Raw genomic sequence first — 25,544 nt, 5'->3', positions numbered from 1 at the left:
TGTTAAAATTACAGCTAAGTATAGCAGATTTCCAACAAAACTGGTAAATAAAACTGTGAAGTTGGCATTATTGGTGTAAAGCAGTAACGCACTGTACTTTCAAAAGCCACTATTATAACCGAAACGATGCTGTTTTTTTCGGTTGGCGTTAAAAAATATAAGGATAAAGTCTGTGGGACTATCTTTTTCTTCTAAGGGTCGGCATCTTCTCGGCTTAGATGTCAGTACCACTTCCGTTAAACTTGTTGAGCTAACAAAACAACAAGGAAGACTTCATTTGAAGTCTTATGGCGTTGAGCCGCTTGAGCCGGGTTGGGTTGTTGACAAAAATATTGTCAATGGTGAAGAAGTGGGCGAGGCCATCGCTCGTTTGGTACGTCGTTCTGGTGCTGGTGCTAAAGACGCAGCAACGGCAGTATCAGGCTCGGCGGTGATTACCAAAATTATTGACATGGAAACAAACATGTCTGATTCTGACCGCGAGGCCCAAATCAAGCTGGATGCTGAGCAGTATATCCCATATCCATTGGCGGAAGTGAATATGGATTTTGAGGTGTTAGGACCATCAACGACTAACCCGAACTTGGTGCGAGTTCTGCTTGCTGCTTCTCGTTCTGAGAACGTGGATCAGCGTGTCGAGACTCTCTTGATGGGTGGTTTGACAGCCAAAGTGATGGATATTGAGTCTCATGCCATTGAGCGTGCATTTAGTTTGATGGTGGATAATCTGCCTAATGACCCACAGGTGGTAGCACTCATTGATTTGGGACATAAGCAGTCTACACTGTATATCGCCAAAGATGGTGAATTTATCTATAACCGTGAGCAAGGTTTTGGTGGGGCTCAGTTAACTGAAGAGATTCAGTCGCGTTACAGTATTCCTTATCATGATGCTACCATCGGTAAGCATGAACATACACTGCCTGCTGATTATCATGAGAGCGTGCTCACACCTTTTATGGAAAATATCGTCCAACAAATCAGCCGTTCATTGCAATTTTATTTCTCATCTAGCGAATACAACAATGTTGACCATATTATCTTATGTGGTGGCACTTCTGCGCTGCCAGGACTGGCTCAAATGGTGCAACAACGTGTCGGGGGTATGGTATCAGTAGCAAATCCTTTTGAGGGTATGTCTATTGACTCACGCATTGATACCGTTACGCTCCAAAAAGATGCACCAAGCCTGATGGCGGCATGTGGATTGGCTTTAAGGGGGTTTGACTGATGGCACGCATTAACTTATTACCATGGCGTAAAGAACAGCGTGAGCGTAGAAATAAAGAGTTTAATCTCTTGGCAGGAGCGACAGCTGGACTTGCTATTTTGGCGACGATTTTGGTGTTGTCTATTTTAAATCGAGAATTGACCAATCAACAAAATGCCAATAAACACATTGAAGACGCCAACGCTCAGCTTGATGTTGCCCTAAAATCGATTGAAGAGCTAGAGGTTAAACGCGAGCAGATGCTGTCTCAGATGAAAGTCATTCAAGATTTGCAAGGTCGTCGTTCGGTGCCTGTGCGTGTATGGGATAACATCGCTCGAGCCATCCCAAGAGATACCATGTATCTAAACAATATCAAGCGTGAAGGCGATGTAATTACATTTACAGGCTTTGCCGCTAACCCCAATGTTGTGGCAAATTTGGTACGCAACTTAAATGCTAGTGAATGGTTGGATGGCTCAGCGGTGGTAAGCATTAAGACTAAACTAGAGGCCTATCAAAGTACGCCCTCTCAACAATTAGCCGATGCAGGTACTCGTTCTGTGTATCCTGAAGATAGTTATGTAGAATTTGTGGCAACCACCAAGATTCAATATCAAGAAGACAAAGAAGAAGCTACTGATTCAACCGGTGAAGACGTTGTATTACCACCCGTTACTGTAGACAGTCAAAGTGTGGGTGCTCAAACAATGCCTGAGGTTTCAGCGATTGGTGTTGATAACGCTCCAGCTCAAGCATCTTCAACTACAAGCGAGGCCCCAGCATCTGAACCCACCAATAATACTACATTGGATACAGAAGCGACTGATACTCCTAATAGCCAAAATACGCAACCTACACCTACAGATGGTAGCACCCAAGTAGGAGGTCAACCATGAAATCACCTTTCAAAAAATCTAGACCAACCACCGATACAGCTGTTACTCCAGAGGAGAGTGGTAAGAAAAAAATTAAACTTGGCAAGCCAAATTTATCAAAGCCAAAAGGCTCGGGTGGCTTGGGCAAACCCAAAACAAAAGCCAAAGGTAAAAAGGTAGGTTCTAAGCCTAAAAAACCTGCTTTTGATTCCAAAAAGTTTATGGCAGAGGTAAACTCCTTAAATGGTCAAAACTATGGCTCTGCCCCGCTCCCAGTTAAGATTTTCATCTTAGCGATGATGCTAGCGATTATTTTGGTTTTGGCTTGGCTTTTGTTAATCTCTAAAAAACTTGATGAAATTAAACAGGCTGAAAATCAACAAGTTGGTTTGCTTGAAAGTTACAAAGAAAAAGAGTCTAAAGCCCGCCATCTGCAAGCCTATGAAGCACAAGTGGCACAAATGGAGACTGACTTTGCAGACCTATTGGCACAGCTACCTATCGATACTCGTGTGCCTGAATTGGTAGATGGTATCAACATGGTGGGTAGTGGTAGTGGTGTGCGTTTTCAGGACATTTCTGTGCAACCTGAGGTGGAGCAAGAGTTTTTTATTGAGCAACCCATTCAAATTATTGGTTTGGGGGATTATCATCAGTTTGGTTCGTTTGTGAGTGGCATTGCTGCTTTACCAAGAATCATTACCATGCACGACTTTGAGATTAAGAATCCTCAGCCTTCGCTTGATAGAATGCCTGAATTACAACTGGTGTTGCAAACCAAAACTTATCGTGCAAAAGATGATGTGGATTTAAATGCAACTGCCGAAGAAGTGAAGTCAACTGAAGGAGAGGGCAAGTGATTAATTTTTCTCTAAAAACCAATGTTGGTTTGGTAATGCTCCTGTCTTTATTGGTGGGTTGCACCGATCGTGTTAGCCTTGCCGAATCAGAAATGCAAAAAATTCGCAGTCAAGGACCTCAAGCTATTGAGCCGCCACCAGAACCCCTTAAGATTGAAGACTTTGTTTATGCTGCTCAAGGTGAGTCCGACCCTTTTGTGCCAAAAAGCCTACGCGAACGTCAGCAAGTCAGGGAGCAGACGCCTTCTGTAAAACCAGATGAGAATCGAGTGAAAGAGCCACTTGAAGAATTTGAGTTGTTGCAACTAACATATCGTGGTAAAGTGGTTGCACCTAATGGTCAGGAATATGGATTGGTACAGACGCCTGATATGATGGTGCATGATGTTCAGGTTGGTAACTACCTAGGTAAAAACCATGGGCGTATTGTTGAGATTACTTCAACTCAAATCAATTTGATTGAGATTGTCAAAGATACTGATGAGCAATACGTTGAAAAAACCACTCCGTTGGTATCACCAAATTAACAGAGCCAACTAGATTTATTCTGAGGATGAAATAATGAATTTTTTAACCAAAAAGTCTGCCTTTGCTTATTCTGCGTTGGCAATCAGTTTTATGGCGGTTGAAGCACATGCTTTAGCTATTCAAGGTCTATCAGCCAACCAAATCAGTGCTAATACTACGCAAATTAAAGTTGCTTTTGATGGTCAGCCTGTAACCCCTGTGGCTTATCAACAGGCAGGCGGTAAGCAATTGACACTTGATTTTAACCAAGTAAGTAGTGGTGGATTGCCAAGAAGTATGCCCATCAACCGTGGCGTGGTTAATGAAGTGACTGCACTAAATAACGGCTCTATGACCCGCTTAATGATTAACTTAAAGGATAGTGCAAGCTACACCAGCACAGTACAAGGTAATCAGCTACTTATTAATATAAAACAGGGCGGTTCATCGACCACCCAATCTGTAGCAAATGAACCCGCCCCTGCGGTTGTTACCACGCCAGTCCAACCAGAAGCACAGCCGATGACTGTAAAAGTAAACCCATTGTTAGCACCTACCTCGGGTTCTTTGGCAAGTAGTTATGACGGCGTCTCAACAGTCGATTACTCAGGTAATGCTAATGGTGGTAATGTTACCGTAAACCTAACCAATGAGTCTATTCCTGTAGATGTACAACGCCAAGGTAATAAACTGGTGGTTCGCACCACTGGCACTACCATTCCACGTCATTTATTAAAACGTATTAATGGTAGTGGTTTGGTTGCGGATATTGATGCAAAAAATCAAGGTCAAAATGGTGTTATTACGGTTAACATGACAGGTGATTTTGAGTACCAAGCCTATCAATCAGGTGCAACACTTAACATCTCAGTATTGCCACCAAAAATGCTCCGTGAACCGACCATTGAAGAGAAGGTTTATACTGGTGAACCGTTATCAATGGAATTTCAGGATGTATCAGTGCGTACGGTGCTGGATGTATTGGGTCAATTCACCGAAAATAATATCGTTGCTGCTGATAATGTGCAGGGTAATATTACATTAAGACTTATTAATGTCCCATGGGATCAAGCATTAGATATTATCTTAAAAAGTAAAAATCTAGGTCAGCGCAAAAATGGTAACGTGATTTTGGTAGCACCTGCTGAAGAGTTGGCAGCACGCGAAATTAAAGAGTTGGAAGATGCTAAAAAGGTAGATGAATTAGAACCTATTCGTCAAGAGCATATCCGTCTTAACTATGCCAAGGCGGAAGACATTCATGGTCTATTAGATAGAGTTGGTAGTTCAAGTGGCTCTAATAATAACCGTAACTCACTACTTAGCCCACGTGGTAATGCTACCTTTGATGGTCGTACCAACACCATCATCATCAATGATACGGCACGAAGCATTGCAAATGTACGTCAATTAATTGAAACTATTGACATTCCTGTTAAACAGGTAATGATTGAGGCTCGCATTGTTAATGCATCAGACTCTTTTTCTAAGCAGTTGGGTGTAAGATGGGGTTTTAATAGAACGGGTAATAAATTTGACATTCGCGGAATGAAGGGATTGTCTTCTTCAAACACCGAATCACGTTTTGGTAACTTTGCTGTTGATTTAGGTGTTGCAGCTACAAGTGGTATATCGCTAGGACTGTTGAATATTGATAATTATGCACTGGGCTTGGAATTGTCAGCAATGCAGGCTGATAATAAAGGAGAGATTATCTCTTCGCCAAAAGTCTTAACATCTGATAAACAACCAGCCAGAATCTCATCTGGGGTGGATATTCCTTATCAAGAGGCATCAGCCAGTGGTGCAACAACAGTCAGCTTTAAAGAAGCGGCCTTAGTGCTATCTGCCACACCAAACATCACCCCAGAGGGTAAGATAGGTCTAGATTTAGAAATTACCAACTCTGCGGACTCCGGCAATAGGGTGTTGGGCGTACCAATTCTTAATACAGATGAGATAAAAACCAATGTCATCTTAGAAGATGGTCAGACTGTGGTGCTGGGCGGTGTCTTTAAGAACACCATTGGTAACAACCAAAGTAAAGTACCTTTTTTGGGTGATTTACCAGGGGTGGGTCGTTTGTTTAGAAATAATGTTAGGCTTAACAACAAAGAAGAGCTCCTTATCTTTGTCACACCACGCATCGTTAACGACGGTGTGAGTCGCTACTAATTGTACAGTTCAAACAAAAAGCAGGCTAATAGTCTGCTTTTTGTTTTGTGTTCACAAAAAAGCACTAGCCATAATCGCCCAAAACTTGTATCATAGAACATTTATTTTTAGTGATGTTATTATGAGTATAGAAGAATCGGCGGTGATTGAAGAGGTGTTTGTCCAAAAACCCATTCATCACTATACCCATTTATTGCCGTCTATTTTTTTGGTGGGACCGATGGGGGCGGGCAAGACAACTATTGGTAAACTGCTTGCTAAACATTTAAAACGCCCTTTTTGGGACGTGGATTGGTGTATCAGTGAAAAAGCAGGGGCGGACATTCCGTGGATTTTTCAAAAAGAGGGTGAGTCAGGCTTTCGTGAGCGTGAGAGTCGTGCCATGGATGAGCTGTCTGCCATGCCAAGCATTGTACTGGCTACAGGTGGCGGTGTGGTTGAGCGTGAATGCAATCGAGAATATCTAAAACGTGGATTGGTTATTTTTTTGGATGCGAGCGTGGACACCCAAATCCATCGCACCAAAAAAGACAAAAATCGCCCCCTACTCCAAACAGATAACCCCAGAGTGGTATTAGAAACGCTTTATCAAAGACGATCACCATTATATCAAGAGGTGGCAGACATTACTGTCGCTACAGGAAGGGCTTACCCCAAGCAAATGATGGCAGAGATACTTGATGTTCTTATCGCTTATGCCAAAAATATTGAGAATCAGCAAACATCTTAATATTTAAATCAATTAAGACATTTACAGCAAATTTCAAAGTAGCATTATGACACACATTACCAATACACTCACTGTCCAAACCCAGAATCACGATTATCCCATTTTTATTGGTGCCAGCATCGCAGGTCAGATAGATTTGGCAAGTCCTATTTTGCCATTCATCAGAGGCAAGCAGGTGCTTATCGTTACTAATACGACCATTGCCCCTTTGTATTTGACCGATTTAACTAAACATTTGGCAGTACAGGGCTTGATGGTGGAGAGCTGTGTCTTGCCTGATGGTGAGCAGTATAAAAACCAAGAGCATATCAATACCATTTATGATGTACTCATGAAAAACCACTTTGCTCGGGATTGTACGCTCATCGCCTTAGGTGGTGGGGTGATTGGCGATATGACCGGCTTTGCGGCGGCAAGCTTTATGCGTGGGGTAAATTTCATTCAAGTGCCGACCACGCTACTGGCACAAGTGGACTCGTCAGTGGGTGGCAAGACAGGCATTAACCATCCCTTTGGCAAGAACATGATTGGGGCATTTTGGCAACCTGTGTGCGTGTTGGCGGACATGACGACATTTGATACATTGCCCGAAAGAGAATTTGCGGCAGGACTGGCGGAAGTGGTAAAATATGCCCTCATTTTTGATAAGGCTTTTTTGGATTGGCTTAAAGTTAATGCCACGAAAATTACCGCCAGAGATGGTGCGATACTAAGCGAGATGGTGTATCGCTGCTGTGACTATAAAGCCAAAATCGTTGCCAGCGATGAACGTGAGTCGGGTGTGCGTGCTTTACTAAACTTCGGACATACCTTTGGACACGTCATTGAGACGCACATGGGCTATGGTAATTGGCTTCATGGCGAGGCAGTGGCGGCGGGTATGGTGCAAGCGATGATGATGTCGCAAAAACTTGGATTGATTGGTGAAGACGAAGTTGCTCGTGTCGTTGATTTATTGCAAATCTTTGATTTGCCCGTCAAACCACCCTATATAGAACCATCGGTGGCACTGGATTTGATGGGACATGACAAAAAAGTGCAAAACGGCAGTATTCGATTGGTGTTATTAAAAGAGCTTGGCAAGGCGTTTGTCACCAAAGATTTTGATATGGCAGTGTTAACAGAAGTGCTCAACGCCAACCATTGATTTTTTAAATTTTAAAAATATTGTATTAATTAAAGGCAAGACCATGACCCAAAGTGTAGCGATGATTAATAAAAAATCCAGAAGACAGGCGATGATATGGTTTATTATGGCAGGCGTCATGCTGATACTGTGGTTCTTAATGTCGCTTTCTCACGCCACACCAGAGATTACCAAAGAACGTCAAAAAACCAAAGCGGTGGCAGAAGACTTCGCCTTACCAGTAACCATTGATAATTTAAGCGAGCTTTCCAAAGAAGTGCCACCCATTGACTTTGCGACGGTGGTGCGAGACCTGCGTAATTATCCTGCCCAGTTTAAGGGTAAAAAATTTTTTGAAGACAATGACAAACGCTGGACGGTGCAAGTCATGGATGTGGCACAAAATGAGATTATCACCGAATATCTCAAAGGACGCAGAGACCGTGATAAGTTTGCTTATTTTCGCTATCATAATTCCAATAACGAACAGCGTTATATCCTAACCTATGGCATCATGGGTAGTACCCAGGAGGCATTGGGTGCGATAAAGACGGTGGATTTTGGACTGCCCAAAAGTGTCACACCCATGCCTGAGGAAATGAAGCGTTATGTTGGTATGATAGATAATTACGAACGTTCAGCGGAAGTGGTGATTGATTCTTCGGAATCATCACCTCGTGCAGTTCGTTTAAAACCAACCAAAAAAGAAATTCCTGCCGAGGCACCTAAGCCACAAGAGGAAGTAAAAGAGAAGCCCAAAAAAGTAGTGGCAGAAGACGTGATTGCCGACTTAAATGAGCAGGAGAGTGAGCCGACCAAACAACTCAAAGCTCCGCCTACCATCAAACCCAAAGAGACGGCAGAAAAACCAAAAGCTGATACTAAGAATAGTAATAAAGCAGAAAGTCAGGTCGAGCCAAAACCTCAAACAAGACCCGAGCCAACCTCTGAACCCAAAAATGAACCAAAGCCTAAACCTAAGAATGAAAAGCCTGCACCCACCAAGGAGGCGAATGTGGCGGACTTAGAGCCTGCCCCGCCCATGACCATGCCAGGTGATGATTGATTGTATTTGAATGGTCGGTCACGTATCAAATTAAATAACCCCAACAGGAAGTGCCATGAAAAACTTAAATGCCCAAGCGGTGCTAGAACAGTTAAAAGCGGGTAATTTGCGTTATGTTGAAAAAATCAAAAATGCTAAAGAACATCATCAGCCTCCGCCGATACTGGTAGAAGAGCAGTTGCCATCTGCCATTATTTTGGGGTGTTCGGACGCTCGTGTGCCAGTGGAGCTGATCTTTGACCAAAAATTGGGCGAGTTGTTTGTCATCCGAGTGGCGGGCAATGTAGTTGCCCCGTCACAGATTGGTTCGGTAGAGTTCGCTGCCGAGAAATTTGGCACCGAGCTTGTGGTGGTGCTAGGACATAGCCACTGCGGGGCGGTAACGGCATGTGTTGAGACGCTCATCAATCCTGAGCAATATTATTCGCCCAATTTGCAATCCATCGTTGATAGAATTCGCCCCAGCGTGTACAACCTACATGAGATACTCACCGCAGGCGATGGCAAGATAGACATGAACGAGTTCATTGACCGTGCTGTGCGTGCCAATGTGCGACTGTCGGTGAGCCAATTAAAATCAGGCTCACGCAGTTTAGAGGACATGGTTAATAGTGGGAGACTGACCATTGTCGGAGCGGAATATGACGTGGCAACTGGCAAAGTGAATTTTTTTGAATAAGTTTATTATTGCAAAAGTTTTTTTAAAAGTATACAAAATCAAAAAGAGGAGCCGTTATGACGACCATTACCCAACCCGCCCAAGCCTTGACCGCCAATGGCGTTAAAGACATTCCGACAGCGTCCGAAGGTTTTACCTTTAACCACACCATGCTACGCATCAAAAATCCTGTTAAGTCGCTAGAATTTTATACAGGTGTGCTTGGCATGACTTTGTTACGCCATAGTCAATTCCCTGATGCCAAATTTGACTTGTATTTTTTGGCAAAGCTGACTGCTGATGAGCGTGATAATTTGCCTGCCACAGAGAATCTGACCGCTTATGTCTCGCGCCAACGTGGTATTCTAGAACTCACGCACAACTACGGTACCGAAAATGACGCTGATTTTAGCTATCATGACGGCAACAGCGACCCCAGAGGCTTTGGGCATATCTGCTTTGCCGTGCCTGATTTGGCAAAAGCAGTGGCGTGGTTTGATCAAAATAATGTCGTGTTCCAAAAACGCCCCGAAGACGGTAGCATGAAAGACATCGCCTTTATCAAAGACCCAGATGGCTACTGGGTTGAGATTATTGAGCTAAAAGGTTAAAAACAAAAAACACGCTTTTGGGCGTGTTTTTTTGTTTTATCAATGATAAATGGCGTGCCTGGCGGGAATTGAACCCACGACCTTTGGCTTCGGAGGCCAACACTCTATCCAACTGAGCTACAGGCACATCAAGGGCGATATTTTAGCAGATTTTTGCCAAAATTACCATGTTTTTGTAAAAATGCCAAAAAATCTTGCTAATTATTTACAAATTACATAAAAAACGTGGTATTTTATCCCTATTTTCCCTTATAATAGTAGGGTAAATTTCCCAAACCCAGAATAACAAGATTATTCAAGGCTAAACGAGATAAGACAATGAAAAAAATTGTAACTTTATCTTTTGCCACATTGTTGGCAATTTCTGGCGTAATGACCAGCCAAGCAAGTGAAGCACCTGCCAATGTAGAAGCAACGAGCGAGACTCAGGCAGAGACCGCGATTGCAGAAGCACCCAAAGCAGAAGCCAAAAAAGAAGCCATCCCTGAGGACAGTGCTCAGGTCAAAAAGCTCATCGCCATGTACCCACAACTGGTGGCACGTATCGCCCCTGTGGGTAAAGTGTGCTTTGATGGCGAAGAGTGCGACATTAACATCACTGTGCTAGCCCCCGCGGTAGAAGGTGTGGCTCGCCCTGGTGACCAGCTTTATAATGCCATCTGTGCCACGTGTCATGATGCGGGCTTGGTGGGAGCACCAAAAACAGGTACAGCCGATTGGGCTCCACGTATCGCCAAAGGTAAGGCAACTTTGTACGACCACGCCATCAATGGCTTTAATGCCATGCCTGCTCGTGGTGGTGCAGACATCTCTGATGATGAAGTGAAAAACGCGGTTGATTATATCATTTCCCAATCGCAATAATTCATTAAATAGTCCAAATGGCTTAGGCGGATAACCGCTTAGGCTGTTTGGCGTTTTTCGTCTTTTATATTTTGGATTTTGGATTAAAAGGCAAATCATGGCAAGAGTTTTTGCCATTGGCGACATTCACGGCAGTAGGGTTGCCCTAGCCACGCTGATAGACGGCATACAGCCAACCTTCGATGACACACTTATCTTTTTGGGCGATTATGTCAATCGTGGCGATGACAGCAAAGGCGTGCTGGATATATTGATGAATTTATCTGACATCTGTCAAACGGTCTTTATCATGGGTAATCACGAGCTGATTATGCTGGCAGGGTTAAAATACAAAGATGACTTTGAATTTTGGCTGAAAGTCGGTGGCGATAAAACCTTGCAATCTTTTAATCTAATGCCCATGCGGTCAGAGTGTTTGCATTTGCCATTTAATTATGTGGGTTTTTTAAATAAAACCGTGGATTATCATGAAACAGACGATTTTATTTTCTGTCATGCGTCCATTTATCCATATTTGCCAATGGATAAACAAAATGATTATGCCCTACGCTGGCGTAAATTAGAAAACGACCATGTCGCTCATGTCTCAGGCAAAACCGTGATTTGTGGGCATACCGAACAGCGAGACGGACAGGTGTTATTTCAAAACGGCATTATCTGCATTGATACATGGGCGTATGGGGACGGTTGTTTGACGGCGATAGAAGTAAATGGCAAACAGCTCTATCAGGCGGATAATGACGGCGATTTCTATATTGCAGACGTAAGCAATTTCTTTTAATTAACTTGTATTGATTTAAATAAATTAACTTATTTAAAAAGTGAATTTGTCTTTTTGTTATTTGTCCTAATTTAATTATAAAATTTTTAAAAAATCAAATCATGACCATACCAGCCTTAAAAATAACCAATCTTAAAAAAACCTATCCCAATGGCACTGCCGCCCTAAAAGGCGTGGATTTGACCGTGCCACAAGGCCAATTTTTTGCCTTGCTTGGGGCAAATGGAGCAGGCAAATCCACGATGATTGGTATCATCAGCTCATTATTTCCCCAAACAGACGGCACGGTGGAGATTTTTGGTGTGGATTTGCACAAAAATCCAAGCCTTGCCAAGTCTTATTTGGGCGTTGTTCCCCAAGAATTTAATTTTAACCAATTTGAAAAATGTTTGGATATATTGATTATTCAAGCAGGCTATTACGGCATAAAAAAGAAAGACGCCTTGCCGCGAGCCGAATTTTTATTAAAAGAATTGGGGCTGTGGGATAAGAAAGATACAAAGGCTCGTTCGCTCTCTGGCGGTATGAAACGCCGTCTGATGATTGCCCGTGCTTTAATGCATCGCCCTAGGCTTTTGATATTAGACGAGCCGACCGCAGGGGTGGATATTGAATTACGCCGTTCTATGTGGGATTTTATGGAGCGTATCAATAAAGACGAAGGCACGACTATTATTTTGACGACCCATTATTTAGAAGAAGCCGAGCAGTTGTGTAAATACATCGCCATATTAAATCATGGCGAGATTTTAATTAACACCGGGATGAAATCATTGCTTACGCAGTTATCATTAGAAACTTTTGTTTTTGATTTAAAAGATGAATTAAAAAATACCCCAACTCTAAATAACATTAGTCATATCAATTTGGCGGATAATAAAACTTTAGAAATCACGCTTAATAAAACCCAGCATTTAAATGACGTATTTACGCAATTAAATCACCTAAATATCCAAATTGTCAGCATGAGAAATAAAGCCAACCGCCTAGAAGAATTATTTATGGGTGTGGTAGATAGCCATTTTCATAAAGGCAAAATGAAAGACGAGAATAAATTAAATAATGGGGAAAATCATGAATAATCAATTAACTGCTTTTAACACCCTATTATTTAAAGAGATTAAACGCATTGTTCGTATTTGGCTCCAAACCTTATTACCGCCTGTCATTACCATGACGCTGTATTTTGTGATATTTGGGCAAATGATTGGCTCTCGTGTCGGAGAAATGGGCGGGGTGAGCTATATGCAGTTTATCGTGCCCGGTTTGATTATGATGTCGGTCATTACCAACAGTTATTCTAATGTTGTATCATCATTTTTTAGCACCAAATTTCACGGCAGTATTGATGAAATGCTGGTGTCGCCCATATCCAAGCACGCCATATTATTGGGCTATGTGGGCGGTGGCGTATTTCGTGGGCTTGCCATTGCCTTGATTGTGAGCATTGTGGCGTTATTTTTTACTCAATTAAGCATTAGTAATTTGCCAATCATGCTGATTACCATTATTGGCACGTCCGTGCTATTTTCATTGGGCGGTTTTATCAATGGGGTATTTGCCCGCTCATTTGATGATATTTCTATTGTGCCAAGTTTTATTTTAACGCCTTTGACTTATTTGGGCGGGGTGTTTTATTCGTTAGAAAACTTATCGCCATTTTGGCAAAATTTATCTCTACTTAACCCCATTGTTTATATGGTCAATGCCTTTCGTTATGGCATATTGGGGCATTCTGATGTCAATGTCGGTTATTCGTTATTGGCGATTTTGATATTTTGTGCGGTGTTTTATGGCGTGGCATATAAAATATTAAAAGACGGTAAAAGAATTCGGCTTTCTTAATTTAATATTAAATTTAAATTTGTAGGGGTGAATTGCAATTTGCCCACTATAATAAAAGATAAATCAAAAGGCAAACACAAATGAGTATTCACGGCGTACTAGGCGAAAGCACCACTTATTCAAAAACTTATGACCCCACCATTTTATATCCCATTTCTCGGCAAATCGGACGAGATGAGATTTTAAAAGATGTGGGATTTGATTTTAATAATTATCATGATGAATTAAAAAATGGCGTGGATATTTGGCAAGCCTTTGAATTGTCATGGCTAAATCCGATTGGCATTTCAAAAGTGGCAATGGCTCGTTTTACCATTCCTGCCAATTCGCCAAATATCGTGGAATCCAAATCCTTAAAACTCTATCTTAATAGTCTAAACTTTACCAAATTTAGCAGTATTAATGAATTAAAAACCACTTTACAAAAAGATTTATCTATCTGTGTGGGTGCTGATGTGGGCGTGGAGATTATCGGATTAGATAGCGATGAATTAACCATTGCAAAACCAATCGGCATTTGTATTGATGATGTCTTAAATCATTTATCTGATGAGATTGTTTTAAGCGATGATATTGATAGCAAATTTTTAAAAAATGCCAAAAAAGGCGAACTGGCAACTTATCAATTTTATAGCAATCTGTTGCGTTCAAATTGCCCTGTTACCAATCAGCCTGACTGGGGGGTGGTGCAAATTGAAATGACGAGCGAATACGATTTGGATTTTGGCGAATTTTTAAAATATATTTTATCATTTAGACAGCACAATGGCTTTCATGAGCAATGCGTAGAGCGAATATTTGCCGACATGATGACGTATTTTAAGCCAGTCTCTTTAAAGGTGCTGGCGAATTATACAAGACGTGGCGGGATTGACATTAACCCTGTGCGGGTATTTAATACGGATAAAGGGCAAATTAAACGACTTATTCGTCAATAGCATAAATATAAATAAACCCTGCAATCACAGGGTTTATTTATTAGGGCGTGCCTGCCTTTGGTATTTGCAATTTTTCATGCAAAAATGGATTAAAACGTTAAATTTTCATCTTATTTTATAAAAATGTTATCAATGACAGGCACGCCCTAGCCAATCCCACGAGCCTTTAACAGAGCATCGTTTTTGGGTTTGCGACCCATAAACCGCTCAAACAATCTCATCGGCTCATCAGCACCGCCTTGGGACAAAATGGCATTGATAAAATCTTGTCCTGTTTGTTGGTTAAACAGCCCTTCATTCTCAAAGCGAGTAAAGGCATCGCTTGCCAACACTTCCGACCACAGATAGCTATAATACCCTGCCGAATAACCGCCTGAAAAAATGTGGTTAAAGCTGTGAGCCATACGCACCCAGTCAGGTTCGCCCAGTACCGAGACGTTTTGGCGAATGTCATCACGCAGGCGAGAAAGTGTTTTTTTGTCGCCTTGTTTATGTTCAACGTGCAAACGAAAATCAAATAGGGCGTACTCTAACTGGCGGACGATAGAAGTTGCCGATAGATGGTTTTTGGCGGTTTGCATTTTTTGAACCATGTCCATGGCAATAGGTTCGCCTGTCTCATAATGAGCCGAGATAAGGGCAAGCACGTCTTTATCCCACGTCCAGTTTTCTAGCATTTGGCTTGGGAACTCTACCGCATCTCTTGGCACACGAGTACCCGACAGGGCAAGCACGTCTACCTGCGTGAGCATATGATGTAAGCCATGCCCGAACTCATGAAACAGCGTTTCTACTTCGCTATGTAGTAGTAAGGCGGGTTTGTCCCCGGTTGCTCCGCCAAAGTTGCACACGAGCATGGAGACAGGTTTTTGGGTGTCGCCAGTGGATTTTTTAAAATGCCCAATCGCTGTGCTATGCCACGCACCGCCACGCTTGTTTTCACGAGCAAATAAATCCAGATAAAATGATGCGATGTGTTTGCCGTCTTGATACAGCTCAAAAAAGCGAGTGTCGGGGTGGGGCAAGGATACGCCTGTTTTTTCACGCACGTCCACGCCAAACAGACGGCGAGTGACTTCAAACATGCCGTCTAACACTTTATCCACAGGGAAATACACCCGTAAGGCTTCTTTGTCAATGTCATAAAGTGCTTGCTTTTGCTTTTCGGACAAATAGGCAAAATCCCACGGCTCAATCTTATCATCTTGACCTAGCACGCCAATATCACGTCCGTATTTTTGCAAATCCTGCATTTGTTTTTTGGCGGTGGGGCGAGTTTTGGTAAGCAAATCTTTTAAAAAGCCCAATACTTCATCGGTGTCTTTTGCCATGCGTTTGGCAAGCACATATTGGGCGTAGTTTTTGTAGCCGAGTAGCTGGGCAAGCTCAAGCCGCAAATCAATGAGTTCGTTGATAATAGGGGTGTTGTCCCATTTGTCGGCATTTTGACCTTTGTCGGACGCACGAGTGCGATAGGCTTCGTACATTTGTTTGCGTAGCTCTCTGTCATCGGCGTAGGTGGTGATTGCCAGATAGCTTGGCACGTCCAGCCCAAAACGGTAGCCTGTTTTGTCTTTGGATTTGGCGGATTGCTCTGCTTTTTGTAGGGCAATGCCGCTAAGCCCTGACAGCTTGGCTTTGTCATCAATAACAAGCTCCCAGCCCATGTCGGCATCTAGTACGTTGTTGCTAAATTGGGTGGATAGTTCGGATAAACGAGTGACCACTTGGGTATAACGTTCGGCTTTGTCGCCTGTCAATGCCACGCCCGAGAGTTTAAAATCCAGCAAGGCATCGTTTATCGCTTTTTGTTGGGCTTGGGTGTAGGTTTTAAACGCATCGCTTTTGGCAAGTTTTTTAAAGCCTTCATATAAAGGGCGATACATACCAAACCACGACTCATAGTCGCTTGTGCTTTTGGTGATGTCTTGATACACCGCTCGCAGGGCATCTGAGTTTTTGACCGAATGCAAGTGAGCGACCACGCCCCACACACGGTCTAGTTTGTTTTGAGCGTCTTCTATCGGGGCGTAGAAGTTATCCCATGTTATGCTCTTTTGGGTGCAGACACGCTTGACCACGTCTTTGTTGTGTTTTAATAAAAAGTCAATGGCAGGCGTGATGTGCGAAATCTCAACCGCCCCAAAGCTCGGCAAGCCGTCAAAATGCAGTAGGGGGTTGTCTTGTAAAGTGGTGGGTAAATCTAAGGGTAGGGGGTGTGCCATGCCAAACTTGGGTAGACTTAGGGTAAATAAACTACCGATTCCTAATTGTAAAAATTGACGGCGTTCCATGATGTCTCCTGATAAAAAAGCTTTATCTTACGCAAAGTGATTTAAAAAATCAAGAGCTGTTATGGATGAACATGAATGAAAAAAAGACAAACCGCATGGTCTGCCTTTTTAAAAGTCAAAGCAAGTATTAGAATTTTGCAAGCACTTCATCAAGCCCTAACAGCTCCTTATCATCACACCCACGCTTGGCGTATTCATATTTGCCATCGGCAAGGTTACGCTCGGACACCACGATACGATGAGGGACACCGATGAGCTCTAAGTCGGCAAATTTCACGCCCGCCCGCTCGTCTCTGTCGTCTAATAGGACGTTTACGCCTTTGGCTTTTAGGGTGCTATACAGCTCGTCCGCTTTGGCTTCTGCCGAGCCGTCTTTGGATTTCATGGGGACGACCGCCACATAGAATGGGGCGATATTATCGGCAGGGTCTGGCGTGTCCGCCCATAGACAGCCCTTATCATCATGGTTTTGTTCTAGGCTTGCCGAGATGATACGGCTAACCCCAATGCCATAACAGCCCATCATCAGCATAACAGGCTTGCCTTCTTTACCAAGGACGGTACAGCCCAAGGCGTGCGAATATTTATCGCCCAATTGAAAGATGTGTCCGACTTCAATGCCACGCTTGATTTGTAGTACGCCTTTACCGTCTGGGCTTGGGTCGCCGTCTACCACGTTGCGAATGTCGGCAACATCTGCATAGACCGCATCACGCTCCCAGTTCATGCCCGTGGTGTGTTTGTCGGCGATGTTCGCCCCACTCACAAAATCCGCCATGACGGATGCACTTCTGTCAGCGATGACAGGTATATCATATTTTGCCAAGTCTACACTGATATAGCCCTTAACGAGACCAGCTTCTTTTATCTCATCTTCGCTTGCCATTTTTAGCGGTGCTTTGATTTGGGGCAGTTTCTCGGCTTTTAGCTCGTTTAGGGTGTGGTCGCCACGCAAGACAAGGGCGACAAGTTTTGGCATATCAGGTGTATCTTCCGAGTACGAGCCTTTGACGATGAGCGTTTTTACCGTGCGTGTCAAGTCCATGCCCAAATGCTCCGCCACTTCTTCACAGGTTGGCATATTTGGCGTATCCACGTCCGTGCGTGGCTCACTTGGGGGCTGACGTGTGTCGTGGCAGACCGCTTCAGCAAGCTCCACGTTCGCCGAGTAGTCGGACTCACTGCTAAATGCAATGTCGTCTTCTCCACTGTCGGCTAATACATGAAATTCATGACTGGCAAATCCGCCAATAGACCCCGTGTCCGCTTGCACCGCCCTAAAATCAAGCCCCAAACGGGTAAAGATACGACTGTACGCTTCATAAAAGTCTTGATAAGTCTTGGCAAGGCTGTCTTTGTCGATATGAAAAGAATACGCATCTTTCATGGTAAATTCACGAGCTCTCATCACCCCAAAACGTGGGCGAATCTCATCACGAAACTTGGTTTGAATTTGATAATAAGTGGCAGGGAGCTGTTTGTAGCTTTTTAGCTCGCCACGAGCGATGTCGGTGATGACTTCTTCATGGGTAGGCCCTAGTACAAAATCACGGCTATGACGGTCTTTAAAGCGAAGCAATTCCGCCCCATAGTCTTCCCAACGTCCCGACTCTTGCCATAGTTCGGCAGGTTGGGTGACAGGCATGAGCAACTCTTGGGCACCGATACGCTCCATTTCTTCACGGACGATTTTTTCCACTTGTTTTAGCACACGTAAGCCCGTTGGCATCCACACATACAAGCCTGAGGCAAGTTTGCGAATCAGACCTGCTTTTATCATAAGCTGGGCGGAGATGATGTCGGCATCGCTTGGGGTGTTGCGAAGGGTGGCTAGGGTAAATTGACTGGCTTTCATAAGATTCTCGGCAAGTTTGATTTTAAATTTGGTAAAAACGTATTATATTAAAGTAAACTTTGGTAACAGTGCAAGTAATTTTTTTGATAAATGCTAAAATTGTCCCTATTATGGTATTAAATGAGTTGTTTTACGTCAATTTGCATTTTCAAAAGGAGAGTTATGACCACATCCACCCCACTTACTACCCCCAAAGTAAAAAAAGCCAATAAATTCACCTTATTTTGTATCGTGTCAGTCATGGCGATGATTGTGTTTTTGGCGGTTTTTTGGACGTTAAAATTGACTGAAGAGCCTGCCGTATCCGCCATTAGCCGAGACGGTGTTGTTACCGAAATCCAAAAAATGGCTCGCCTAAATACCGTTGCTTTTGGCGTGGACACGGTCATTACCGCCCAAAAAGAAGGCAATTGGTACAAGCTATGGCAGGACGAGCAAAAGGGGCTGTTTGTTGCTCGTGGGCGGGTTTTGGCAGGCGTGGATTTGGGTAAAATCACGGCGGACAACGTGCAAGTTACCTTTGATCCCCAGACCGACCCAAAAGTTGCCCCGCACGCCAACATCACGGTAACGCTCCCGCCATCGCAGGTGTTTGAGGTGTTCCTTGATGACATGCAGGTCTATGACTGGAAAACAGGGCTGTTTGGCGTGGTGGATAATGACCCTGAGATTTTAAATCAAGCCCAAATCTCTGCCAAAGCCGAAGTGCTAAAAAAAGCGTGTCAAGGCGACATCATGACCCTTGCCACCGATAACGCCACCGAACAAATCAAGGGTTTATTTGCCTTGACAGGGGCGACTGTGGTGGTCAATGGCGATGTGGGGGCGTGTAGGGTGTGAATTTGTATGTTTTTTAATCATTTAAATGTTAAATAATAACATTTCATCAAATTGATAAAATGGATAAACGTGTTCATAAAATCATCAATTTGCCCAAATAATACACAAAACATGCTTAATTTATACCCATAATATTTTTATGGGTATAAAAATATTGCTCAATGGTAAAATATTTTTACTGTTTGGTATAGCCGTAAACCAAATTATGTTATAAAATAGAATCAGCAAATTAATAACCTAAATTTGCTGATTTATCTTTAATTGTTTATTTAAAATGAATGTTTTGGTGTAGTCTCATGCTAAAATAACCGCTAAATGTGCCTAATTTTGTAAACTAATTACTTTATATTGATATTGGCATCATGAAGCGATTTCATTTTGGATAAAAATAAAGCACTTATTCTAACTGCCATACCAAATTTTTTAACACGATATTAGATAATGGTATTTTATTAAATTTTAAAATTTATTTAAAATCAACAATTATCACTGATGGTCGTATTAATTAAATGTGATATTGGGATAAAAGAAAAACATAAATCAAAAATTGATTTATGGCGTATCGGGTTGCTTGTAAAATTAAGCAGATACACTCTACAAAATGAAAAAGTACTACGGTTTCCGTTCATGGTGAGCTAAGTCGAACCATAACGGAAACCAACCCTTCGACAAGCTCAGGGCGAACGGTTTCCGTAGTAAAATTCAATTTTGTTGGCTGTATTTTCTTTGTCAAAAATATCAGGACGATGGCGTTAGGCAATTTAGACCAATAATCTCCAAACAATTGCTTTGGTTGAGAGTAAATCATGACGAGCACTGATAGCAAAAAAGCCATGCGTATTGCCATGGTTGGTGTTAGCCCTGCTGACCAAATTACTTTTAAAGGATATTTGCGCGTCCTATTGCGTTTGGATGTAGATTTGGATTGGGTGTCCGCTCAGATGGGTGAGGTTGATTTGTATGTCATTAATCAGGATTTTAAAAATTCTACCAGCGTGCAAAAACTAATAGAATTGCACCCACGCACACCCATCTTATACGTCAGTCGCAACCTGACAGGTAATGGTGGTATCGCTGGCGACTCACTGGTATTACCCCTAAAACAAATCAATGCCTTAAATGACTGGCTTCATGAAAAAGTGGATGTATTAAAGGGTCTGCCTTATCAAAAATCAAGCACGTCTGGTGAGCCTGACAAAACAAGCACCCGAACTAATCAGGAGAATCAAACCAGCCAGTCAGCCCAAACTGCTCACACAGCACAATCGCCACAGTCTACCACATCAAAGTTAGATGACGTGATAGACTTGATTAAGACGTTGCACGCTCGTCCTAAGTCCTTATTTGAGCTGACCCAAGATGGAGAGGTGTTGGCTGTTATTGATGGGGCACGCCAGCTGGTATGGCTAAAAAGTGCCAAAGTGGCAGACGTGACGACATGGCGACTGCGTGTGTATGGCGGTGTGGCAGGCGAGCCTAAGCAAGCCCTCGACATGAATCAGTGGCTGTATCAGATGGCATGGGCGAATGGTGAGAAGTTATTACCACTCATCGATGGCAATGCCCGCTATCAGCTTCGTTCATGGGCAAAGCCTGATAATAATGCCGACAGACGCATTATCTTGCGGACAATGGTCGCTTTAGAAGATACAGCACGCACGGTAGATGAGATTGTGGCACGCACGGGACTGGGTCGTCCTATCGTCCAAAAAGTGATTGTCTCGCTACTGCTTTCTCAGCATTTGATGGATGATAACTACCAAAACGTGAATGCGACCATCATGCAGACATCGACCGTGGCACCAGTGACAGTCACAGCGTCTGCATCTGTGAGCGAGCCCGAACCAAGACCTGAGCCAAAAACCGCCGAACAACAAGAGAAAATCGGTTTCTTGTCACGTCTGCGTCGCAAACTGGGGCTGTGATGACACGTCCTAATTGCAATGTTTTTATTTTTATCATACAATAAATTTATCATTATTTACATTTTCATGTTATTTATATTTAATATATTGATAGTAGTCCAAAAAGTATGCTGAACTAGGTTTTCCGTTCGCCCTGAGCTATGCCTACGGGTAGGAAAACCGTTATGGTTCGACAAGCTCACCACGAACGGTTTTCTTTGTAGCATACTTTTTTGAACCAGAGCCAATATATTTAATATAGTTATTTAGGTAGCACTTATGCAACGTCTTAAAATCGTATTTAGTGGTCCTATGGGTGCAGGTAAGACCCAGGCCATCTCTAGTCTCTCTGACATTCCTGTGGTCTCAACCGAGGTCATGAATACCGACCTTGATACCAACGCCAAGCTTTTGACCACAGTCGGCATGGACTATGGTGAGCTGACCATTGATGGTGGGGCAAGTATTGGTCTTTACGGCACTCCAGGACAGGAGCGTTTTAATTTTATCTGGCCCATTCTATCCCAAGGTGCTTTGGGCGTGGTGATTTTGATTGATCATTCGGCACCTGATTCTGTGGCAGATTTGGCACATTATTTAAAGACTTTTGATAGCATTTATGATGGTCGTATCGTGCTGGGTATCAGTCAAGTGGACAAAATGCCCGAGCGTGAATTCTCCATTTATCGTGATTATCTAGCGAGCATTGGGCGTAACTTACCACTATTCCCTGTGGACATGCGTAAACGTGAAGATGTCTTGTTGCTCGTTGAGAGTATCATCGCTAGCCTAGAACAGTCTGAGTAAATCACTTGACAACACTGACATACAAATAAACATCTTGGAGTAAAATAATGAGTCTTAGCCCTTTTAAATTGGATTCTAATCGTGTCAAGCCTGCTGAGCAATTTGTGGCACTTTCAAAAGAAGTGCTTCATGAGTTGGTGTATTCTACCACAGGCGTAGATGGTGTATTACTGGCATCGACCGATGGTTTTGAAATATCATCTATCTTTCAAAAAAACTATGATGGCAATAAACTCTCAGCAGTGGGTTCATCCATCTTGGCACTGGTACAAGCCTTAACTGCCGAGGCTCAGCTGACTGGGTGTCGTTCGGTGATTCTGGATGCTGAAAATGGCAAAATTATGATTAGTGCCGTGCCAAATGTCAATCAGCCCATGATCTTGATTGTGGTCACCAAACAGCAGGTTCTACTCGGGCAAATCATGCACGCCATGAATAAAGCCACCACTCGTTTGGTGGAGCTTGACGGCCAGCATCACGGCAAATAAGCACATGAATCATCACTCAACAGTCCGATATCGGGCTGTTTTTTGTTTTTATAAATAAGATGATGATTGTAATGACTTTTATTATTGATTGATACATAAAAATGTATGAATTGTTAATTAGTGTTAGAATAATTTGGTTTTTTGGTATAAAATACACAATTTTAGTCGGCAATTGCTCAGACAGTTGTTAGTCTAATTGTAATTGGTACAGATATATACCAAATAAATATAAATGCACTTTAAAAATAATTATTTTAACAATTGTTTTTAATGCGACAAAATAATTTTTTAATTAAACATATTAAATATTTATGCATTAATGACAAGTTGATTTTTTTGATGCATGACAAGTGAAGGCAAGTTATGGGCGGTTTATTAGATTCACGATATAAAAGCCTGCTATTATCTTTGGCAGTCTTTTTGGCATTGGTGGCGGGCATTTTGGGGTTTAACTATCATGCTAACCAACAAGTTAACAAAATCTCTAACTTCTTTGATATATTCGGTTATCTAAGTGATGAGTATTATAATGTCAACTTATTAACCCAGCGATTGCAAGTTGCGACTGAAGAAGAGCGACCTGAGGCGATAGCGACACTAAGAAAAAGTGTGGATGCGGTTGATGAGTACATGCGTCTTTATGAGACAGGTGGCGAGTATCAAGTCGAAGACAGAACGGTGCCTGTCGAGGCACTCACGCATCCTGAGGATGTCCAAGCATTTAACGAGTTAAAAGCATGGTGGACGGATTATAAACAACGCCTAAATCCTGTGCTAGATGGTCAAGCAGACCTCAATCCTGTGGCAAGACATATTTTTGATGAGTTTGACGAAAACGTTTATGGTCTAGTTCTAGTGGTTTGGGACAATCAGACTGCTAGAGGTCTAGAATGGACGGCTCTTGCCAGAAACGTGATGATGGCAGGCTTTGTGCTGGCAGGTCTGTATTTTATTTGGTTTGTGTTTTATTTTTTAAAAAAACTGACCGCATCTGACCGTAACCTACAAATTGCCCGTCGTCAAACGACCAACATCTTAGATACAGTGCAAGAAGGTCTGTTTTTGATTGACAAAAACTTTGTCATCTCGGATGCTCACTCTAAGAATCTAGAAGTCATCTTGGGGCGTAAGGACATTGCAGGCATTACCTTGACCGAGCTGTTGCAAGGCATGGTAGGGCGTGATGATATTGAAGCAACCAAGCTGTTTGTTGAACAGCTTTATAATCCCTGGGTGGTATCAGAGTTGATTGGGGATTTGAACCCACTACGACAAATCAAAGTAAACGTCATGAACGAGCAGGGAGATACGGTGTTCAAATACCTGTCGTTTAGCTTCTTGCGTGTTCAAGAGAGCGAAAACGACGAAGTTGAAGAAATTTTTGTGAGCGTTGTTGATGTGACCGACTCGGTATTACTTGAAAAAACTTTGGAGAGTGAAAAGGCACAGCATGACCGTCAGATTGAGATGATTGGACACATCCTAAACGTCGATATCAACGTACTAAATCAATTCATCAATAACACTTATGAGCGTGTGAGTGAGATGAACGAGATTCTAAGAGTCGAAGGTCAGCTACATAACAAAGCCCAAGCTCTATTTAGAAAAATGCACAGTCTAAAAGGCGAAGCATCTGCCATTAAGATGGGTAGCTTTGTGCGTCTTGCCGAGCAAGGCGAAGAGAATCTGGTGCTAATTCGCAATCAAAGCACGGTCTCAGGTCAGGACTTTTTGGGCTTTACGATTATTCTAAATGACATTTTGGATTTGAACCAATTTGTAGAAAAACTCTTGCAACGCATTAGCCGTGTGGCAAAAGAAATAGACAAAGATGATGTCGGGCAAAGCGTACAAAGTGTGATGATGCAGACAGATGACAAATCTGCCACTGTCGCCCCAAGTAGTCATTTGCTAGATTGGCAAAGCTACTTTGGTGATTATGCTCAGCAAATCGCCGAACGTCAAGGCAAAAAAGTTAAGGTAAACTTAACAGGTTTTGAAGATATTCAGATGACTGATAAGCTCAAAAAGTTCTGCCAAGATGTCGGCATTCAGCTACTTAAAAATGCCATCGCTCATGGCATTGAGACACCTGATGTGCGTGTGCAGGCAGGTAAAAGCGAAGTAGGTCAAATCAAGCTAATGCTTTTAAAATATGGCAGTCAGCTACGCATGAGTATCATCGATGATGGGTCAGGCGTGGATTTGCAAAAACTACGTCAAAAAGCCACTGAGATGAATCTTATGACTGCTGAACAAGCATCAAGCTTGCCCGACAGTCGTCTATACGCTATCATGTTCCGCTCAGGTGTCTCAACTGCCAATGGTGTCGATGAAGACAGTGGGCGTGGTGTGGGCATGGACATCGTGCGTGAGTGGGTCAAAGAAGTTAATGGTAAAATCAATGTCGAGAGTCAGCCAGGGCTAAATACAAAGATTGTCATCAACTTTGATGCACAGTAATATAAATAAAAACAGACCTGAGTGGGGCGTGCCTGCCTTTGATTTTAATGAGAATTTTATAATTCAAATCAATTTTTGCATGAAAATTGGCTAAATCTTGTGGCTCGAAGTCAAAAGCTTGTTTGATAGAATGACTATCAAACTTCACTTTTTTCTTGAAAAACGTGCGATTTTTCTCATTTTTCATTGCAAATACCAAAGGCGGACACGCCCCAGGTTTGTTTGTGATTTTTAGATTTTGGAGCAAAGAATGGCTTATCGTCTGATGATTGTTGATGATTCTAATATTATTCGTAACCGCATTGAGCGTTGTTTTGAGGGTAGTAGTATTGAGATTGTGGCGACCGCCAATAATGGCGTGGATGCCGTATTAAAATTTGATGAATTTCGTCCTGATTTTATTACCATGGACTTGACCATGCCACAGATGGATGGACTTGAATGCATCAAGCGTATCGTGGGCAAAGGAACGGGCGTGAGTATTTTGGTTGTCTCGGCACTCTCTGATCGTATGACGGCATTACAAGCCTTGCAAGTCGGAGCAAGGGGTTTTATTTATAAGCCGTTTAATGACGAAGAGCTGATTGCAGGCATGCAACGCTTGATTGAACTTAGTGCCAAAGCTAAGAAATAAGTAGCCAGTT

The 25,544-nt window shown here is 42.7% G+C and carries 23 protein-coding genes and 1 tRNA gene; 21 read left to right on the top strand and 3 right to left on the bottom strand.

Translation table 11 applies throughout. From position 1 onward, the window contains the following. The first annotated feature begins 172 nt into the window (after positions 1-172). The 10 genes from LP107_RS10920 (at position 173) to gloA (ending at position 9,821) form a co-directional block, all read left to right on the top strand. Entirely contained in the window at positions 173-1,231 is a 1,059-nt protein-coding gene (locus LP107_RS10920) for a pilus assembly protein PilM (RefSeq protein WP_112741888.1), read from the top strand. Continuing rightward, positions 1,231-2,109, top strand: a complete 879-nt coding sequence (locus tag LP107_RS10915; RefSeq protein ID WP_078273209.1) for a PilN domain-containing protein — start codon at positions 1,231-1,233, stop codon at positions 2,107-2,109. The genes LP107_RS10920 and LP107_RS10915 overlap by 1 nt, the downstream gene beginning before the upstream one ends. Further along, a complete protein-coding gene (locus tag LP107_RS10910; RefSeq protein ID WP_078273208.1) occupies positions 2,106-2,948 on the top strand; it encodes a type IV pilus inner membrane component PilO in 843 nt (280 codons plus the stop codon). The genes LP107_RS10915 and LP107_RS10910 overlap by 4 nt, the downstream gene beginning before the upstream one ends. Beyond that, positions 2,945-3,475: a pilus assembly protein PilP gene (locus tag LP107_RS10905; protein ID WP_228157777.1), complete on the top strand. Its 531-nt coding sequence runs from the start codon at positions 2,945-2,947 to the stop codon at positions 3,473-3,475. Before LP107_RS10910 ends, LP107_RS10905 begins: the two co-directional genes overlap by 4 nt. Before the next feature lie 34 nt (positions 3,476-3,509). Then, entirely contained in the window at positions 3,510-5,630 is a 2,121-nt protein-coding gene (locus tag LP107_RS10900; RefSeq protein WP_078273207.1) for a type IV pilus secretin PilQ, read from the top strand. A 121-nt stretch (positions 5,631-5,751) separates the two neighbouring features. Further along, positions 5,752-6,360: a shikimate kinase gene (locus LP107_RS10895; protein WP_078273206.1), complete on the top strand. Its 609-nt coding sequence runs from the start codon at positions 5,752-5,754 to the stop codon at positions 6,358-6,360. A gap of 46 nt (positions 6,361-6,406) precedes the next feature. Continuing rightward, entirely contained in the window at positions 6,407-7,507 is a 1,101-nt protein-coding gene (gene aroB / locus LP107_RS10890) for a 3-dehydroquinate synthase (protein ID WP_112741889.1), read from the top strand. A 43-nt stretch (positions 7,508-7,550) separates the two neighbouring features. Continuing rightward, entirely contained in the window at positions 7,551-8,552 is a 1,002-nt protein-coding gene (locus tag LP107_RS10885) for a hypothetical protein (protein WP_112741890.1), read from the top strand. Positions 8,553-8,607: 55 nt separating this feature from the next. Beyond that, the gene (locus LP107_RS10880; RefSeq protein WP_112741891.1) at positions 8,608-9,231 is read left to right on the top strand and encodes a carbonic anhydrase; all 624 of its coding nucleotides are present in this window, start codon (positions 8,608-8,610) and stop codon (positions 9,229-9,231) included. 56 nt (positions 9,232-9,287) lie between these two features. After that, on the top strand, positions 9,288-9,821 hold the full coding sequence (gene gloA / locus LP107_RS10875) for a lactoylglutathione lyase (protein WP_112741892.1): 534 nt from the start codon (positions 9,288-9,290) through the stop codon (positions 9,819-9,821). Between the two features lie 50 nt (positions 9,822-9,871). Here gloA and LP107_RS10870 read toward each other — a convergent pair. Next, positions 9,872-9,948: transfer RNA gene (locus LP107_RS10870), tRNA-Arg, on the bottom strand. Between the two features lie 191 nt (positions 9,949-10,139). Between LP107_RS10870 and LP107_RS10865 the strand changes: the two genes are divergently transcribed. From LP107_RS10865 to queF, 5 genes are all read left to right on the top strand, one after another. Further along, a complete protein-coding gene (locus tag LP107_RS10865; RefSeq protein WP_078273201.1) occupies positions 10,140-10,685 on the top strand; it encodes a c-type cytochrome in 546 nt (181 codons plus the stop codon). A gap of 97 nt (positions 10,686-10,782) precedes the next feature. Continuing rightward, the gene (locus LP107_RS10860; protein WP_078273200.1) at positions 10,783-11,466 is read left to right on the top strand and encodes a metallophosphoesterase family protein; all 684 of its coding nucleotides are present in this window, start codon (positions 10,783-10,785) and stop codon (positions 11,464-11,466) included. 101 nt (positions 11,467-11,567) lie between these two features. Beyond that, positions 11,568-12,548: an ABC transporter ATP-binding protein gene (locus tag LP107_RS10855; protein ID WP_078273199.1), complete on the top strand. Its 981-nt coding sequence runs from the start codon at positions 11,568-11,570 to the stop codon at positions 12,546-12,548. Further along, on the top strand, positions 12,541-13,311 hold the full coding sequence (locus LP107_RS10850) for an ABC transporter permease (protein ID WP_112741893.1): 771 nt from the start codon (positions 12,541-12,543) through the stop codon (positions 13,309-13,311). The genes LP107_RS10855 and LP107_RS10850 overlap by 8 nt, the downstream gene beginning before the upstream one ends. A gap of 80 nt (positions 13,312-13,391) precedes the next feature. Further along, complete coding sequence (queF, locus tag LP107_RS10845) at positions 13,392-14,249, top strand: NADPH-dependent 7-cyano-7-deazaguanine reductase QueF (RefSeq protein WP_112741894.1); 858 nt, start codon at positions 13,392-13,394, stop codon at positions 14,247-14,249. A 146-nt stretch (positions 14,250-14,395) separates the two neighbouring features. On the opposite strand, the gene LP107_RS10840 is transcribed toward queF, so the two are convergent. Further along, a complete protein-coding gene (locus LP107_RS10840) occupies positions 14,396-16,543 on the bottom strand; it encodes a M3 family metallopeptidase (protein WP_208624077.1) in 2,148 nt (715 codons plus the stop codon). Positions 16,544-16,670: 127 nt separating this feature from the next. Then, entirely contained in the window at positions 16,671-18,398 is a 1,728-nt protein-coding gene (locus tag LP107_RS10835) for a proline--tRNA ligase (RefSeq protein ID WP_112741895.1), read from the bottom strand. A gap of 162 nt (positions 18,399-18,560) precedes the next feature. Here LP107_RS10835 and LP107_RS10830 point away from each other — a divergent pair, with 162 nt between their 5' ends. The 6 genes from LP107_RS10830 to LP107_RS10805 all read left to right on the top strand — a co-directional run bounded on the left by LP107_RS10830 (position 18,561) and on the right by LP107_RS10805 (position 25,534). Beyond that, complete coding sequence (locus LP107_RS10830) at positions 18,561-19,238, top strand: DUF4230 domain-containing protein (RefSeq protein WP_078273194.1); 678 nt, start codon at positions 18,561-18,563, stop codon at positions 19,236-19,238. Between the two features lie 806 nt (positions 19,239-20,044). Beyond that, positions 20,045-21,163, top strand: a complete 1,119-nt coding sequence (locus LP107_RS10825) for a hypothetical protein (protein WP_264676127.1) — start codon at positions 20,045-20,047, stop codon at positions 21,161-21,163. A 258-nt stretch (positions 21,164-21,421) separates the two neighbouring features. After that, positions 21,422-21,949 carry a GTP-binding protein gene (locus LP107_RS10820; RefSeq protein ID WP_078273191.1) on the top strand — a complete coding sequence of 176 codons (528 nt, stop codon included), beginning with the start codon at positions 21,422-21,424 and terminating at the stop codon, positions 21,947-21,949. A 47-nt stretch (positions 21,950-21,996) separates the two neighbouring features. Further along, entirely contained in the window at positions 21,997-22,437 is a 441-nt protein-coding gene (locus LP107_RS10815; protein ID WP_112741898.1) for a roadblock/LC7 domain-containing protein, read from the top strand. Between the two features lie 363 nt (positions 22,438-22,800). Continuing rightward, positions 22,801-24,900: an ATP-binding protein gene (locus LP107_RS10810; RefSeq protein ID WP_112741899.1), complete on the top strand. Its 2,100-nt coding sequence runs from the start codon at positions 22,801-22,803 to the stop codon at positions 24,898-24,900. 250 nt (positions 24,901-25,150) lie between these two features. Beyond that, positions 25,151-25,534 carry a response regulator gene (locus tag LP107_RS10805; RefSeq protein WP_029103167.1) on the top strand — a complete coding sequence of 128 codons (384 nt, stop codon included), beginning with the start codon at positions 25,151-25,153 and terminating at the stop codon, positions 25,532-25,534. Positions 25,535-25,544: the final 10 nt, after the last annotated feature.

It is taken from the genome of Moraxella bovis, assembly GCF_025985205.1.
Lineage (GTDB): Bacteria > Pseudomonadota > Gammaproteobacteria > Pseudomonadales > Moraxellaceae > Moraxella > Moraxella bovis.
The sequence above is the reverse complement of the archived record's forward strand: the minus strand, read 5'-3'. Positions and strand labels throughout refer to the sequence as shown.